Raw genomic sequence first — 14,836 nt, 5'->3', positions numbered from 1 at the left:
GCGGAAGTCACGGCCGCACCGCTATCGCCACCAGGTCCAGGCTGTCGTCGATGTTGCGGTCGCGAGCGTCCACCAGTTCGAAGTCGTCGCTGCGCACCGACACCACGTCGGCGAGCAGGTCTTCGGGCCACGGCGCATCGGCCAGCGCGCGGGCGATCTGGGCGTCGATGATCGATCCGCCGTGCCGGGCATCGAGTTCGACGAGCCGCGGGCCATGAAAGACACCGAGCATCGCCTCGACCGAAAACCCGGCCGTCGTCAGCAAGTCGGTCAACTCGGCGGCGTCGAGCTCGCGGGTGTGGAAGGGGTTGATCGGCGTATCGCGACCGGGGGAGAAGGTGATCCGGTTCGGCGTCGACATCAGCAGGCTGCCGCCGGGCCGCAGCACGCGGAAGCACTCGGCGACGAATTGTCCCTGGTCCCATAGGTGTTCGATCACCTGGAAGTTGACGACGACGTCGACGGCACTGTCCGGCAGCGGAAGTTGAGCCAGGTTGCCGTGGCGCATGTCCACCCGGGGATAACGGGCGCGGACGTGGGCGACCGCCGACTCGTCGTAGTCGAGGCCGATCACGCGGTGAGCCACATCGGCGATCAGGTCGGCGCCGTAACCCTCGCCGCAGCCCGCCTCGAGCACGTCGCGCTGCGCGCAACGACGGGCCAGCCGCTCGTAGACGACCTCGTGGCGGCGGAACCAGTAGTTCTCCTCCGCCAGTCCCGGAACCGTGCGTTCCCCCGTCAGGGGCAGGTCCGGACCGTCGGTGACAAATGCGCTCATTGCAAGGCAGGCTAACGCGGATCGGGCCGAAGGCGAATGGTTGACCGCCTACGTGCTGCTAGAACGCGAACTTCGACCCGCTATTGTGTTCCTGCGAACCACCATAAGTTACCGACGAGTAACGTAGTGGTGAGTGCTCAAAGCGTGGATTGCGGGCCGGCCACCGGTCCCTTCGAGGAGGACGAACCAGACTCATGACGAACATCGTGGTCCTGATCAAACAGGTCCCAGACACCTGGTCGGAGCGCAAGCTGACCGACGGCGACTACACGCTCGATCGGGAGGCCGCCGATGCGGTGCTCGACGAGATCAACGAGCGCGCCGTCGAGGAGGCGCTGCTGATCAAGGAGCGGGAAGGCGGCGAGAGCACCGTGACCGTGCTCACGGCCGGCCCGGAACGCGCCACCGAGGCGATCCGCAAGGCGCTGTCGATGGGTGCGGACAAGGCTGTGCACCTCGTCGACGAGGGCATGCACGGCTCGGACATGATCCAGACCGGTTGGGCGCTGGCCCGCGCGCTCGGCACCATCGAGGGCACCGAGCTGGTCATCGCCGGCAACGAGGCCACTGACGGCACCGGCGGCGCGGTTCCCGCGATCATCGCCGAGTACCTGGGTCTGCCGCAGCTGACGCACCTGCGCAAGGTGACGGTCGAGGGTGACAAGGTCACCGGCGAGCGCGAGACCGACGACGGCGTGTTCACCGTCGAGGCGTCGCTGCCCGCGGTGGTCAGCGTCAACGAGAAGATCAACGAGCCGCGCTTCCCGTCCTTCAAGGGCATCATGGCCGCCAAGAAGAAGGAAGTCACCAAGCTCACGCTCGCCGAGATCGGCGTGGAGGCCGACGAGGTGGGCAAGGACAACGCCGGCTCGAAGGTGTTGTCGTCGACGCCGAAGCCGCCGAAGACCGCCGGCGAGAAGGTGACCGACGAAGGCGACGGCGGCACCAAGATCGCCGAGTACCTGGTCGCTCAAAAGATCATCTGAGACTCGAACAGACTGCCGAAGACAAGGACGAGAGAGAACTCATGGCTGAAGTACTCGTGCTCACCGAGCACGCCGAAGGTGCGCTGAAGAAGGTCACCTCGGAACTGATCACCGCCGCCCGCAAGCTGGGTGAACCCTCCGCTGTGGTGGTGGGCAAGCCCGGCACGGCCGAACCCCTCATCGAGGGACTCAAGGCGGCCGGCGCCGCCAAGATCTACGTCGCCGAGTCCGACGACGCGGAGAACTACCTCATCACCCCGTACGTCGACGTGCTGGCCTCGCTCGTGGAGTCGGCCTCGCCCGCGGGCGTGCTGCTGTCCTCCAACGCCGACGGCAAGGAGATCGCCGGACGGCTGGCGGCCCGCATCGGTGCCGGTGTGCTGACCGACGTCGTCGACGTGCAGGAGGGCGGCAAGGGCATCCACTCGATCTTCGGCGGCGCGTTCACCGTCGAGGCCGAGTCCACCGGTGAGCTGCCCGTCATTACGCTGCGCGCCGGTTCGGTCGACGCCGAACCCGCCGACGGCGCGGGCGAGGTCGTCAACGTCGAGGTTCCCGCCCAGGCCGAGAATGCGACGAAGATCACCAAGCGCGAACCCGCAGTGGCCGGCGACCGTCCGGAGCTCACCGAGGCCACCGTGGTCGTCTCGGGCGGGCGCGGTGTCGGCAGCGCCGAGAACTTCAGCGTCGTCGAGGATCTGGCGGACTCGCTCGGGGGCGCCGTCGGCGCATCGCGCGCGGCCGTCGACTCCGGCTACTACCCGGGCCAGTTCCAGGTGGGCCAGACCGGTAAGACGGTCTCGCCGCAGCTGTACATCGCGCTGGGTATCTCGGGCGCGATCCAGCACCGGGCCGGTATGCAGACGTCCAAGACGATCATCGCGGTGAACAAGGACGAAGAGGCGCCGATCTTCGAGATCGCCGACCTCGGCATCGTCGGTGACCTGTTCAAGGTCACGCCGCAGCTGACCGACGCGGTCAAGGCCCGCAAGGGCTGATCTCGCACGCGAAGCCCTCGGGACACGACCGTTCCGAGGGCTTTCGCGTTCCTGCGGAAAGCGCGGCCGGCGGTCAACTCGTCACCTGACGCTCACGGACACGTCATGCGCACGACGCCGTTCGGAGATGCGGCTGGGCGACCGTGCAGCCATGAGCACTGCATCTGTACTCATCGCTCCCGACGAGACCGACCGCCGTGCCGGATCGGCGCCGCGCTACTCCCTGCTGCTGTCGACGGATGCCACGCTCGTCGAGGCGGCCCAACGGCTGCGTCATCAGGTGTTCACCGCCGAGCCGGGCTACGCGCTCGCCGGCCGCGCCGACGGTCTGGATGCCGACCGGTTCGACGAGCACTGCGACCACTTGCTGGTGCGCGAGGACCGCACCGGTGAACTGGTCGGCTGCTACCGGATGCTGCCGCCGGCGGGCGCCATCGGCGCCGGTGGCCTCTACGCGGCAACGGAATTCGATGTGCGCGGGTTGGACTCGCTGCGGCCGTCGTTGGTCGAGATGGGCCGGGCGGTGGTTCGCGCCGATCACCGCAACGGCGGGGTGGTGCTGCTCATGTGGGCGGGGATCCTGGCCTACCTAGACCGGTGCGGATACGACTACGTCACGGGCTGCGTCTCGGTGCCGACGCACGGGTGCTCTGACGAGGTGCCCGGCGCACAGATCCGCGGGGTGCGCGACGTGGTCCGTCACCGGCACGCCGCCCCGGCGCGATACACGGTCCATCCCCACAATCCCGTGCGGCTCGGCGGCAGGGATCTCGACGACATCGACCCGCCGGCGCGCATCACGGTCCCGCCGCTGATGCGGGGATATCTGCGGCTCGGCGCGCAGGTCTGCGGCGAGCCTGCGCACGATCCCGCCTTCGGGGTGGCCGACTTCCCGGCGCTGCTGGACAAACGGCGTGCCGACATCCGGTATCTGCGGAAGCTGAGGTCGATGGCCGACGTTGCCGGGGCGATCGCGTCGTGAGCGTCCCGAGAAGCTGGGTGCCGCAGGCCGCATGCGACTCGAGCTGTGTCAGCCAAGTTTCCGCCCGAAGCCGTCGGCCGCTCGTCATCTGCCGGGCCGTGCTGCGCGCCACCTCCGCGGTGACACTGCTGGCGTTGGCGCCGCTGCTCGCGATCCCCGCGCCGGGGCGGTCTCGCCTGCAACGCGGCTACTGCCGGATGCTGTTGTGGGCGCTGGGCGTGCGCACGACGGTCACGGGCGGGCCCGTTCGCAATCTGAGTGGCGTGCTGGTGGTCAGCGGTCACGTGTCCTGGACCGACATCTTCGTCATCGGCTCGGTGCTGCCTGGCCGGTTCGTCGCGAAAGCGGAACTCGTGAGCTGGCCCGGCCTCGGGCTGCTGGCGCGACTGCTGAAGGTGATACCGATCGAGCGAGGCAATCTGCGGCGGCTGCCCGAGGTGGTGGACTCCGTCGCGAACGGGCTGCGCGCCGGCCAGACCGTCGTCGCCTTCCCCGAGGGCACCACGTACTGCGGGTTGGCGTACGGCAGCTTCCGCCCGGCGATGTTCCAGGCCGCGGTGGACGCGGGAAGGCCGGTGCAGCCGCTGCGGTTGAGCTATCACCACACCGACGGACGGCCGTCGACGGTGGCGGCGTACGTGGGTGACGACACGCTGCTCGCGTCGATCCGGCGGCTCATCACCGAGAAGCGGACCACGGCGCGAGTGCACGTCGAGTCGCTGCAGTTGCCGGGGACCGACCGTCGCGAGCTGGCAGCCCGCTGCGAGACAGTGGTACGCGGTGACCTCACCCGGCGCCCCGTCGGGCACGTCGTCGCGGCCTGAGCGGCGCGGGGGCTCACGGGCTCGGCCGCTATTCTTGACTGGTTATGACCTCGTCGAAGCCGGTCTACCTCGATCACGCCGCCACCACGCCGATGCACCCCGCTGCGGTCGAGGCGATGACGGCCGCGCTGACGACGGTCGGCAACGCCTCGTCGCTGCACGGCGCGGGTCGCGCTGCGCGCCGGCGGATGGAAGAGTCGCGCGAGACGCTGGGCAAGCTGTTCGGCGCGCGCCCCTCAGAGGTGATCTTCACCGCAGGCGGCACCGAGAGCGACAACCTGGCGGTCAAGGGCATCTACTGGGCGCGCAGAGACGCCGAACCGCGTCGCCGCCGCATCGTGACCACGCCGATCGAACACCACGCTGTGCTCGACTCCGTCGAATGGCTGGTCGAGCACGAAGGTGCCCAAGTGACCTGGCTTCCCGTCGAGAGGGACGGCTCGGTGACGCCCGCGGCCCTACGCCAGGCGCTGCAGGATCACGACGACGTGGCACTGGTGTCGGTGATGTGGGCCAACAACGAGGTCGGCACAATCATGCCGATCAGCGAATTAGCCGCTGTCGCAGCGCAATTCGCGGTGCCGATGCACAGCGACGCTGTCCAGGCCGCCGGGCACGTTCCGGTCGATTTCACTGCGAGCGGGCTCTCGGCGATGAGCATCGCCGCGCACAAGTTCGGCGGCCCGACGGGGATCGGAGCCTTGTTCCTACGGCGGGACACTGCCTGTGTGCCGCTGCTGCACGGCGGCGGCCAGGAGCGCGACGTGCGGTCCGGGACCCCGTATGTGGCCGGCGCCGTCGCGATGGCCGTGGCCGCGAAAGTCGCGGTCGAAGGGCTGGAGTCCAACAGCGCCCGGGTGTCGGCGCTGCGCGACCGCTTGATCGAAGGTGTGCTGACGGGCATCGACGACGTCGACCTCAACGGGGCGGTGGGAAGTGCTCGACTTCCAGGCAACTCCCACTTCACTTTTCGGGGCTGCGAAGGTGACTCGCTGCTGATGTTGCTGGACGCCAAGGGCATCGAGTGCTCGACCGGCTCGGCGTGTACCGCAGGCGTCGCGCAGCCTTCGCACGTGTTGATGGCCATGGGCGCCGACCCCGCCAGCGCGCGCGGTTCGCTGCGGCTTTCGCTCGGCCACACGACCACCGAAAGTGACGTGGATGCGGCCCTGGAGGTGCTGCCCGCCGCGGTCCAAAGGGCGCGCCAGGCGGCACTGGCGAGTTCGGGAGCTGTGGAGTTCCGATGACGATGCGGGTTCTCGTGGCCATGAGCGGCGGGGTCGACTCGTCGGTCGCCGCCGCCCGGATGGTCGACGCCGGCTACGACGTGGTCGGCGTGCATCTCGCGTTGTCGGCGACGCCGGGCGCGCTGCGCACCGGGTCACGCGGGTGCTGCTCCAAGGAGGACGCGGGGGATGCCCGCCGCGTTGCCGACGTGCTCGGCATTCCGTTCTACGTGTGGGACTTCGCCAACCGGTTCAAAGAAGACGTGATCGACGACTTCGTCTCGTCCTACGCGCGCGGCGAGACCCCGAACCCCTGCGTGCGCTGCAACGAGCGGATCAAGTTCTCCGCGTTGGCCGCCCGAGCGCTGGCGTTGGGCTTCGACGCCGTGGCCACCGGACACTATGCGCGGTTGTCCGACGGCCGGCTGCGGCGCGCCGTCGATGTCGACAAGGACCAGTCCTACGTGTTGGCCGTGCTGACCGCGAAACAGTTGCGCCACGCGGTATTCCCGGTCGGGGACACCCCGAAGCCGCAGATTCGTGCAGAGGCGATGCGCCGTGGGCTCGCGGTCGCCGAGAAGCCCGACAGCCACGACATCTGCTTCATCCCCTCGGGCGACACACGCGCGTTCCTCGGCACACGGATCGGAGTCCGGCGCGGAGCCGTCGTCGACGCCGCGGGCACGGTGCTGGCCGAGCACGACGGCGTACACGGGTTCACGGTCGGTCAGCGCAAAGGCCTCGGCATCGGCGGCCCCGGTCCGGACGGACAGCCGCGGTACGTGACGGAAATCGATCCGCACACCGCGACCGTGCGCGTCGGTAATGCCACCGACCTGGACGTGTGGATGCTGGCCGGTGAGCGGCCGGTCTTCACCTCCGGTGCGCCGATTTTGGGTCCGGTCGAATGCCAGGTGCAGGTGCGCGCACACGGCGGTGTCGGCGACGGCGTGGCCGAGCTGCGCGACGGCAGACTGGTCGTCGAGCTGCGTGCGCCGCTGCGCGGGGTGGCGCCGGGCCAGACGATGGTGCTCTACCGGCCGGACCCCGCCGGTGACGAGGTGTTGGCCAGCGCGACCATCAGCCGGTGACTACCCCGGTACGTTCGCCAGAATGTTGGTGATCACGATCTCGGGTACCGAGTCGGGGAACCGGCACGCGGTCACCTCCACGAGCACGACCGACTTGACGCGGTAGTCGCGGCCGCAGGCGCTCAGTGGCCGCGTCTGCAGGGTGTCCGCGCTCACCGTCCACTCGCCGACGAACATCGGCCCCAAAGGCGTTGTGCTGCAATCGTTCACGGAACCGACGAGCGCGTCGAAGGCGTGGCGCGCCGTCGCGGCGTCGCGATACGCGGCGGCGCCCTGGGAGATCAGCCCGCCGCCGGGCGGGTTCTGGAACGTCGTCTTGTGGAACTCTTCGAGGTCGGGTCCGAACGTCTGCGTCTCGGCGAAGATCCATTGGCATTGCCGCGGAGTGGTGTCGACGAGCGGCTCGATGTCGACGGGGATCTTGCCGTCCATGGTGGGAATGATCGTGAGATCGTCTCCCGCGCCGGTGATTGCGCGCATCTGCGACTGGTCGAGCATGATCTTCTCGACATCGACCGGCGACAACGAGTCGTCGTCGATGCCCGGCGCGGCTCGCAGCGCCTGACCGTCGACGGTATGACTACACCCCGCAGCGAGCGCTGCCACCGCACACCACAACACGATCGCCTTCGGCGCTGCGGGCATGGCGCGTTCCTTCCAACCCTTCTCCGAGCGAGACTAGCCCTATCGAATACTGTCAAACGAGTGAGTGCTTTCGCCGCCGCCACCGGCATCGGGTCCTGGCCGGGGACGTCGGCGCGGCAGGCCGCCGAGGTCGTCATCGGTGAACTGCATACTCTGCCGCACCTCGTCGAGTTGCCGGCCCGCGGCGTCGGCGCCGACATCATCGGCCGGTCCGGGGCGCTGCTCGTCGACATCGGCATCGACACCGTGCCGCGCGGTTACCGCATCGCGTCGGGCCGCACAGCGGTCGCGAGGCGCGCGGTCAGCCTGCTCGACGAGGACCTCGACGCGCTCGAGGAAGCGTGGGAGAAGGCGGGTCTGCGCGGTGCGGGCCGCACCGTGAAGGTCCAGGCGCCGGGCCCGATCACGCTGGCGGCGCAGTTGGAACTCGCCAACGGCCACCGCGCGCTCACCGATCCCGGCGCGGTGCGCGACCTGACTGCCTCGCTCGCCGAGGGGATGGCGGTACACCGGGCCGAAGTCAGCCGCAGACTGGACGCGGCGGTGGCGGTGCAATTCGACGAGCCGCTGTTGCCCGCCGCGCTCGCGGGCCGACTGACGGGGGTCACCAGCCTGACACCGGTACACGCGGTCGACGAGCCGGTCGCGATCGGCTTGCTCGACGAGTGCGTGGCGGCCGTGGGCGCCCCCGTCGTCGTGCACAGCTGCGCTTCGGACTTGCCGTGGAAAGGCCTGCAGCGCAGTCAGATCGACGCCGTCTCGGTCGACATCTCCACTCTTGTCGCCGAAGATCTCGACGGGATCGGTGAGTTCGTCGATTCGGGCCGCACCGCCTTGCTCGGCGTGGTGCCTTCGGGCGCTCCCGATACCCGGCCGTCGGTCGAGGAGATCGCCAAGGCGGCGGTTTCGGTGACCGACCGCCTGGGCTTCGCCCGATCCGTGCTCAGCGAGCGCATCGGGGTGACGCCGGCGTGCGGGCTGTCCGGTGCGACCGCCGAATGGGCGCGCGCCGCGATCGCGTTGACGCAGAAGACGGCGGATGCCTTCGCCGAGGACCCCGACGCGATCTAGTGTCGGGGGTCGCCTCGTCAGTTGGCGCGCAGTTTTGCGCACCCGCGCATGTCCGGTCATCCGGCGTGCAAGAATGCAGCGCGGGCGATGTCGTTCGCCTTTGCCAATGGAAGGAATGTGCCCGTCGTGAACCCGCGCCTCGCCGCAGGTGTCGGGGTGGTGTCCGCCTTTCTCCTGATGAGCGGGGCCGGCGTCACCACTGTCGCGTACGCGCACCCGGGTGACTCGCGCGGATCGGACAAGGGCAACAGCTCCGATCGCGGCGGCAGTCACGGCCGAGCGTCGAACAAAGCCAACCACGACAACGGTCGTCGTGGTGAGCACAGGGGAAACCGCGGCGGCGCGAAGGCGAACATCGACAGCACCCCGTCCCGCGTCGGGTCAGGCCGCGAAACGTCGGACGTCGTCGACGACTCGGACACGGTGAGAAGATCGGCTTCGGCGGTGGCATCGGCCAACCGCCCCTCGCTCGCCGACGGTCCCGCGCTGGACAGCGAACCGGTCACCGACAGCGGGCCGATCGTCACTGTGCCGAGCAGCGCTCCCACGACGGATTTCCCCGCCGCCTCCGGAGGCACGGATGCGCCGACGCCCGAATTTGCCCCTCCCAAGGCGACGTTCGGCAACGGTCGCGCGCCCATCGCTCAGGCCGGTCAACCGGAACTGCCTCCGCCGGCTCGGCCGCTCGAATCCGCTGAAGCACCGCCACCACCACCGCCAGCGCCCGTCATCCCGACGCCGCGGACTCCCACGTGGGTCGAGCGTGTGCTCGCGCCGCCGGTCACCGCGAGGCAGTTCGTCGTCGCGCCGGGCGCCCAGTCGACCGACCCGATGTGGGGCATCGCCGGGTTGTTGCTCATACCGGCGGCAGGCGCGGTGCTCGGCTACCGCCAGGCGCGCGCGGCCCGGGCCGCCGAGCGGATGCGCCAGCGCTGATCAGCCGCGAAGATCTTTGCGAAGTATCTTGCCGGAGGCGGATTTCGGCACCGCATCGATGAACGCCACCTGGCGGACCTTCTTGTAGGGCGCCACCTGTCCGGCGACGAAGTCGATCACCTGGTCTTCGGTCAGATCCGCGCCGGATCGCTTGACCACGAACGCCTTTGGGATCTCCTCGCCCCCGGGGTCGTTGACCCCGATGACGGCGGCGTCGGCGATGTCGGGATGGCTCAGCAGCACGGCTTCCAGTTCGGCGGGCGGCACCTGGTACCCCTTGTACTTGATCAGCTCCTTGAGCCGGTCGACGATGTACACGCAGCCGTTCGCGTCGACCTGGGCGAGGTCGCCGGTGTGGAGCCAACCGCTGTCGTCGATCGTCTCCTTGGTGGCCTCGTCGTTGCCGAGATATCCGGCCATGACGTTCGGGCCTTTGAACCACAGTTCGCCCGTCGCACTGAGACCCTGCGTGGGCGGGTCGATTTCGTCACCTGTTTCCTGGTCGACGATCTTCGAGGCGGCGTTGGAGACCGTCCAGCCCACCGAGCTCAGCGGCGCCACCATCTTCATCTCGCGCTGACCGCCGTCGAAGGGGGTGATGTGGCTGACCGGGCTGAGCTCGCTCATGCCGTACCCCTGGACCACGCGGCAGTCGAGCCGTTTCGCAACCGCGTGGCCGAGGTCGGCGTCCAGCGGGGCCGCACCCGACATCACCGTGTTCAGCGACGACAGGTCGTAGTCGTCGATCAGCGGGTGCTTGGCCAGTGCCACGGCGACCGGAGGCGCGATGAAAGCGATTGTGCACCTGTGGTTCTGGATGTTGGCCAGAAAATCACCGAGGTCGAAGCTGCCCATGATGACCAGCCGGGCGCGCGCGTGCACCGCGGCGTTGAGCAACACCGTCATCCCGTAGATGTGGAAGAACGGCAGAACGGCCAGAACGGTGTCGCCGGGAGTCATCCCGTGCAACGGCCGGATCTGCGCGACGTTGGCGACCAGGTTGCGGTGAGTCAGCATGACGCCCTTGGGGTTTCCAGTCGTCCCCGAGCTGTACGGCAGCGCCGCCAGGTGGGTGGACGGTGCGAAGCTCACCCGCGGCGGCGGATGCCCGGGCCCCATCAGGTCCTCGGCGTTGGGATGGCCGTCGGCGTCCAGCCCGTCGCCGTCGAGGACGACGAGCCCGTCGTCGCCGATTCCGGCGGCCGCGGCCGCTTCCTCGGCCGGTGCCAGCAGAGCCGACACCGTCACCAGCATCCTGGCGTTCGAGTCGGTCAGCTGCTTGGCGATGTCTTTGGGAGTGAACAACGCGTTGATGGTGGTGGCTGTCGCGCCCGCCCGCAGGATGCCGTGGAAGGCGACGGCGAATCCCGAGCTGTTCGGCGAGAGCAGACCGACGACGTCGCCGACGCCGATCCCACGACCGGCGAGCGCACCGGCGAATGCGTCTATGCGCGCGACCATTTCGCGGTAGGTGGTCTCGCGGCCGGACTTCGCGTCGACGAGCGCGACGCGATCGAGATCGGCTTCAGCGATGCCGCCGAACAGGTAGTCGTAGACGCTGCTGGACGGGATGTCGACTTCGGGGAACGGGCTCGCGAAGCTCATGGCGCCTCCGATCGGATCATGGACTGTCGGTTCTCGGGTCAAGCATCGTCGAGCTGCTTGACGAGTTTCTTGGGGGCGGTCAACCGGAACGAGGCGTCGATCAGCTCGCGTACCTCGGTCCAGTCGATGTCGCGGGTGGCCGTCAGATCCAGGCCCAGCCAACCCGACGGTCCGAGGTAGGCGGGGCAGAAGAACCGGCCGTCCTGCTGCAGAGCCTGGCGGTCGCTGTCGTCGACCTTCACCAGTACCGACTGCGGGTACTGGACGTACTCGCCCTTGGCTTCGGGTTTCACGCTGCCGCCGTACATGGCGAACATCTTCGCGACGAAGAACGCCGGCCTGCCGTGCGAAACCTTCTCGTAGGCGTCGGGAAACGACAGCGCCACCTTGCGAACCCGGGCCAGCACCGGGTCGTCGTCGCGGAACATGATCGGGTGCGGCATGCGCCCAGGGTAATGGTGCCGACCTGTCGGGCCGCTCCGTTAGCCTGCGAGAGTGAGTCCCGAGGATCCCCAGGCAACGTTGGCCGCCCAGGCCGACGAAGGCCCCGACGCTGACCTGCGTCGCCGCTGGCAGGAGCTCGCCGACGAGGTCCGCGAGCACCAGTTCCGCTACTACGTGCGTGACTCGCCGATCATCACCGACGCCGAGTTCGACAAGCTGCTGCGCGAGCTGCAGGCCCTCGAGGACGAGCACCCCGAGTTGCGCACGCCGGACTCGCCCACCCAGCTGGTCGGAGGCGCCGGCTTCGCCACCGACTTCACCCCCGCCGAGCACCTCGAGCGCATGCTGAGCCTGGACAACGTGTTCACGCCCGAAGAGCTCGCGGCGTGGGCTGGGCGGATCAGGGGCGAGATCGGGGAGGACGCGCAGTACCTGTGCGAACTGAAGATCGACGGGGTGGCCCTGGCCCTGGTGTACCGCGACGGCCGGCTGGAGCGTGCCGCCACCAGAGGCGACGGCCGCACGGGTGAAGACGTCACGCTCAATGCGCGCACCATCGACGATGTCCCCGAAAAGCTCACGGCCAGCAAGGAATTCCCGATCCCGAAGACTCTCGAGGTACGCGGCGAGGTGTTCTTCCGGGTGGCCGACTTCGAAGACCTCAATGCCGGGCTCGTCGCGGAAGGCAAGCCGCCGTTCGCCAATCCGCGCAACAGCGCGGCCGGTTCACTGCGCCAGAAGAACCCGGCCGTCACCGCCCGTCGCAAGCTGCGGATGATCTGTCATGGGCTGGGTCGGGCCGAGGGCTTTCGGCCCAAGACCCTGCACGACGCCTATCGGGCACTGAAGGCCTGGGGACTGCCGGTGTCCGAGCACACCGCACAGGTAAAAGGGATGGCCGCAGTCGCCGAGCGCATCGCCTACTGGGGCGAGCACCGCCACGACGTCGAGCACGAAATCGACGGTGTGGTGGTCAAAGTCGATGACGTCGCGTTGCAGCGCCGCCTCGGATCCACATCGCGGGCCCCGCGATGGGCGATCGCCTACAAGTATCCGCCCGAGGAGGCGCAGACCAAGCTGCTCGACATCAAAGTCAATGTCGGCAGGACCGGCCGGGTCACCCCGTTCGCGTGGATGGAACCGGTCAAGGTGGCCGGTTCGACGGTCAGCCAGGCCACGCTGCACAACGCGTCGGAGGTCAAGCGCAAAGGTGTGCTGATCGGCGACACGGTGGTGATCCGCAAGGCCGGAGACGTGATACCCGAGGTGCTCGGTCCAGTCGTGGACCTGCGCGACGGGTCCGAACGCGAGTTCGTGATGCCGACGCACTGCCCCGAGTGCGGGACCGAACTCGCGCCGGCCAAGGAGGGTGATGCCGACATCCGCTGTCCGAACACCCGGTCGTGTCCAGCGCAGTTGCGGGAACGCGTTTTTCACGTCGCGGGCCGCGGCGCCTTCGACATCGAGGGGCTGGGTTACGAGGCGGCGACTGCTCTGCTCGCGGCCGGCGTCATCGCCGACGAGGGTGACCTGTTCACGCTCGGCAGCGCGGATCTGTTGCGCACCGAGCTGTTCCGGACCAAAGACGGCAATCTGTCGGCCAACGGCAAGCGGCTGCTGGTGAACCTGCACGAGGCCAAGGCCAAGCCGTTGTGGCGGGTGCTCGTCGCGCTGTCGATCCGCCACGTCGGACCGACGGCGGCGCGCGCGCTGGCCACCGAGTACGGCAGCCTGGACGCGATCATGGCGGCCTCGGAGGACGAGTTGTCGGTCGTCGAGGGTGTGGGCCCGACGATCGCGGCAGCGGTGACGGAGTGGTTCACCGTCGACTGGCACCGCGCGATCGTGGACAAGTGGCGCGCCGCCGGAGTGCGGATGGCCGACGAACGCGACGCCAGCATCGAGCGCACCCTGGAGGGCCTGTCGATCGTCGTCACCGGATCGCTGGCCGGGTTTTCGCGTGACGACGCGAAAGAGGCGATCGTCGCGCGCGGTGGGAAGGCGGCCGGTTCGGTGTCGAAGAAGACCGCGTTCGTGGTCGCCGGGGACTCGCCCGGTTCGAAGTACGACAAGGCCGTCGAGTTGGGCGTGCCGATCCTCGACGAGGCCGGGTTCACGCGACTGCTGGAGAACGGACCCGACGGCGCCTAGCTGCGCCCAAACCGACGCTTTGGCGGATTTGTGGCGAGCGAGACCGCCAGTTCGTCGATCTCGGCCGGGTGCGGCCCATCGTCGGCCCGACGCTGCGTTTGTCCGTCCCGACCACCGGGCACCCGACTGGTCGAGGCGACAAGGAGTTGAGATGGCGATCTGCGATACCTGCGGCAACGACTACGACAAGGCGTTCACCGTGACATGGCCCGACGGCCGCAGTGCGACGTTCGACAGCGTCGAGTGCGCGGCCGGGCAACTGGCCCCGGAATGCGCCCACTGCGGTTGCCGGATTCTCGGCCACGGCATCGAGACCGAGGAAGCGATGTTCTGTTGCGCGCACTGCGCGCGCAAGGACTCCAACGCCGACGTCAACGACCGGTGGCCGGTGCCCGCGGGCGGCTGACGCTCGACAGCGCGGACTCAGCGCACGATCGTGGCGACGATGCCTGCCAGGTAGCCCAGTCGGGCGACTTCCGACGGCCGGAACAGCGGGCCGCCCGGGCGCCCGAGGACAACCGCCGTGCGCGGGTCGCCGAGCGGAGCGGCGGCCAAGGTGGTGGCCATGTCGCGCCACAACTGCGGCACCCAGTCGGCGTCGCCGTCGAGGGCGCGGGCACGCTCGAGCGGCAGCCATGGCGTCTGGGCCGCCTGCGTCTCGGGCGCGGCCTGGCTGCCGACGATGCGCTCGGGCCCCGCATCGGTGAGCCGGATGACAGTGGTCCACCCGACGCGCAACACCCGCGGTGCCTCGTCGGCGAGGACCTGGAGTTTGTGTTTGCGTTCCGCGGCGGCGATGTGGTCGATGAGCTCGAGTTCGCGGTGCGCCTCGAGCAGCCCGGTGTGCGGCCGGATGGAGTCGACGTAGACGCCTCTGATCTGCTCGGCGGCGGTGATCAGCATGTCCGGCATCGCGCCGGCGGGCAACTCCACGACGAGGTCATCGACGGCGTTGCCCGACCACCGCTCCACCACGTCGAGCGACAGGATGTCGGCGCCCACCGACCCGAGCGCGACGGCCAGCGAGCCGAGGCTGCCCGGTCGGTCTTCCAGCTGGACCCGCAGCAGGTATGAAGGCACGCGCACACTGTTCCACAAC

At 68.9% G+C, this 14,836-nt stretch carries 15 protein-coding genes; 10 read left to right on the top strand and 5 right to left on the bottom strand.

What is annotated here, in order from left to right; all coding sequences use genetic code 11:
• Nucleotides 1-7: 7 nt before the first annotated feature.
• A complete protein-coding gene (locus tag A5663_RS21995) occupies nucleotides 8-778 on the bottom strand; it encodes a bifunctional 2-polyprenyl-6-hydroxyphenol methylase/3-demethylubiquinol 3-O-methyltransferase UbiG (RefSeq protein ID WP_068153840.1) in 771 nt (256 codons plus the stop codon).
• Nucleotides 779-972: 194 nt separating this feature from the next.
• Here A5663_RS21995 and A5663_RS21990 point away from each other — a divergent pair, with 194 nt between their 5' ends.
• From A5663_RS21990 to mnmA, 6 genes are all read left to right on the top strand, one after another.
• The gene (locus A5663_RS21990; protein WP_068153839.1) at nucleotides 973-1,764 is read left to right on the top strand and encodes an electron transfer flavoprotein subunit beta/FixA family protein; all 792 of its coding nucleotides are present in this window, start codon (nucleotides 973-975) and stop codon (nucleotides 1,762-1,764) included.
• Between the two features lie 41 nt (nucleotides 1,765-1,805).
• Complete coding sequence (locus A5663_RS21985) at nucleotides 1,806-2,762, top strand: electron transfer flavoprotein subunit alpha/FixB family protein (RefSeq protein WP_068153838.1); 957 nt, start codon at nucleotides 1,806-1,808, stop codon at nucleotides 2,760-2,762.
• A gap of 151 nt (nucleotides 2,763-2,913) precedes the next feature.
• On the top strand, nucleotides 2,914-3,744 hold the full coding sequence (locus tag A5663_RS21980) for a GNAT family N-acetyltransferase (RefSeq protein ID WP_068153855.1): 831 nt from the start codon (nucleotides 2,914-2,916) through the stop codon (nucleotides 3,742-3,744).
• Nucleotides 3,741-4,568 (top strand): 1-acyl-sn-glycerol-3-phosphate acyltransferase, encoded by an 828-nt coding sequence (locus tag A5663_RS21975; RefSeq protein ID WP_068153837.1) that lies wholly within the window; start codon nucleotides 3,741-3,743, stop codon nucleotides 4,566-4,568. The genes A5663_RS21980 and A5663_RS21975 overlap by 4 nt, the downstream gene beginning before the upstream one ends.
• Before the next feature lie 44 nt (nucleotides 4,569-4,612).
• A complete protein-coding gene (locus A5663_RS21970) occupies nucleotides 4,613-5,815 on the top strand; it encodes a cysteine desulfurase family protein (protein WP_068153836.1) in 1,203 nt (400 codons plus the stop codon).
• A 2-nt stretch (nucleotides 5,816-5,817) separates the two neighbouring features.
• On the top strand, nucleotides 5,818-6,885 hold the full coding sequence (gene mnmA, locus A5663_RS21965) for a tRNA 2-thiouridine(34) synthase MnmA (protein WP_068153835.1): 1,068 nt from the start codon (nucleotides 5,818-5,820) through the stop codon (nucleotides 6,883-6,885).
• Here the strand turns inward: mnmA and A5663_RS21960 are convergent, their stop codons facing one another.
• Complete coding sequence (locus A5663_RS21960) at nucleotides 6,886-7,530, bottom strand: sensor domain-containing protein (RefSeq protein ID WP_068153834.1); 645 nt, start codon at nucleotides 7,528-7,530, stop codon at nucleotides 6,886-6,888. It abuts the gene before it with no gap.
• Nucleotides 7,531-7,590: 60 nt separating this feature from the next.
• Here A5663_RS21960 and A5663_RS21955 point away from each other — a divergent pair, with 60 nt between their 5' ends.
• Together A5663_RS21955 and A5663_RS21950 are read left to right on the top strand one after the other, a co-directional pair.
• Nucleotides 7,591-8,601: a methionine synthase gene (locus A5663_RS21955; RefSeq protein ID WP_068153833.1), complete on the top strand. Its 1,011-nt coding sequence runs from the start codon at nucleotides 7,591-7,593 to the stop codon at nucleotides 8,599-8,601.
• 126 nt (nucleotides 8,602-8,727) lie between these two features.
• Nucleotides 8,728-9,537 (top strand): hypothetical protein, encoded by an 810-nt coding sequence (locus A5663_RS21950; protein ID WP_156744603.1) that lies wholly within the window; start codon nucleotides 8,728-8,730, stop codon nucleotides 9,535-9,537.
• On the opposite strand, the gene A5663_RS21945 is transcribed toward A5663_RS21950, so the two are convergent.
• Nucleotides 9,538-11,142 (bottom strand): 4-coumarate--CoA ligase family protein, encoded by a 1,605-nt coding sequence (locus A5663_RS21945; RefSeq protein WP_068153831.1) that lies wholly within the window; start codon nucleotides 11,140-11,142, stop codon nucleotides 9,538-9,540.
• 38 nt (nucleotides 11,143-11,180) lie between these two features.
• Nucleotides 11,181-11,585, bottom strand: coding sequence for an MmcQ/YjbR family DNA-binding protein (locus A5663_RS21940; RefSeq protein WP_068153830.1), 405 nt, complete (start codon nucleotides 11,583-11,585; stop codon nucleotides 11,181-11,183).
• Nucleotides 11,586-11,664: 79 nt separating this feature from the next.
• Between A5663_RS21940 and ligA the strand changes: the two genes are divergently transcribed.
• The gene (gene ligA / locus A5663_RS21935; protein WP_156744604.1) at nucleotides 11,665-13,737 is read left to right on the top strand and encodes an NAD-dependent DNA ligase LigA; all 2,073 of its coding nucleotides are present in this window, start codon (nucleotides 11,665-11,667) and stop codon (nucleotides 13,735-13,737) included.
• Between the two features lie 151 nt (nucleotides 13,738-13,888).
• Nucleotides 13,889-14,143, top strand: coding sequence for a hypothetical protein (locus A5663_RS21930; protein WP_068153828.1), 255 nt, complete (start codon nucleotides 13,889-13,891; stop codon nucleotides 14,141-14,143).
• Nucleotides 14,144-14,160: 17 nt separating this feature from the next.
• On the opposite strand, the gene A5663_RS21925 is transcribed toward A5663_RS21930, so the two are convergent.
• Nucleotides 14,161-14,817: an amino acid-binding protein gene (locus A5663_RS21925; RefSeq protein ID WP_068153827.1), complete on the bottom strand. Its 657-nt coding sequence runs from the start codon at nucleotides 14,815-14,817 to the stop codon at nucleotides 14,161-14,163.
• Between the last annotated feature and the right edge of the window lie 19 nt (nucleotides 14,818-14,836).

Origin of the sequence: Mycobacterium sp. E740 (genome assembly GCF_001672895.1) — a bacterium.
Classification (GTDB): Bacteria; Actinomycetota; Actinomycetes; order Mycobacteriales; family Mycobacteriaceae; genus Mycobacterium.
The sequence above is the reverse complement of the archived record's forward strand: the minus strand, read 5'-3'. Positions and strand labels throughout refer to the sequence as shown.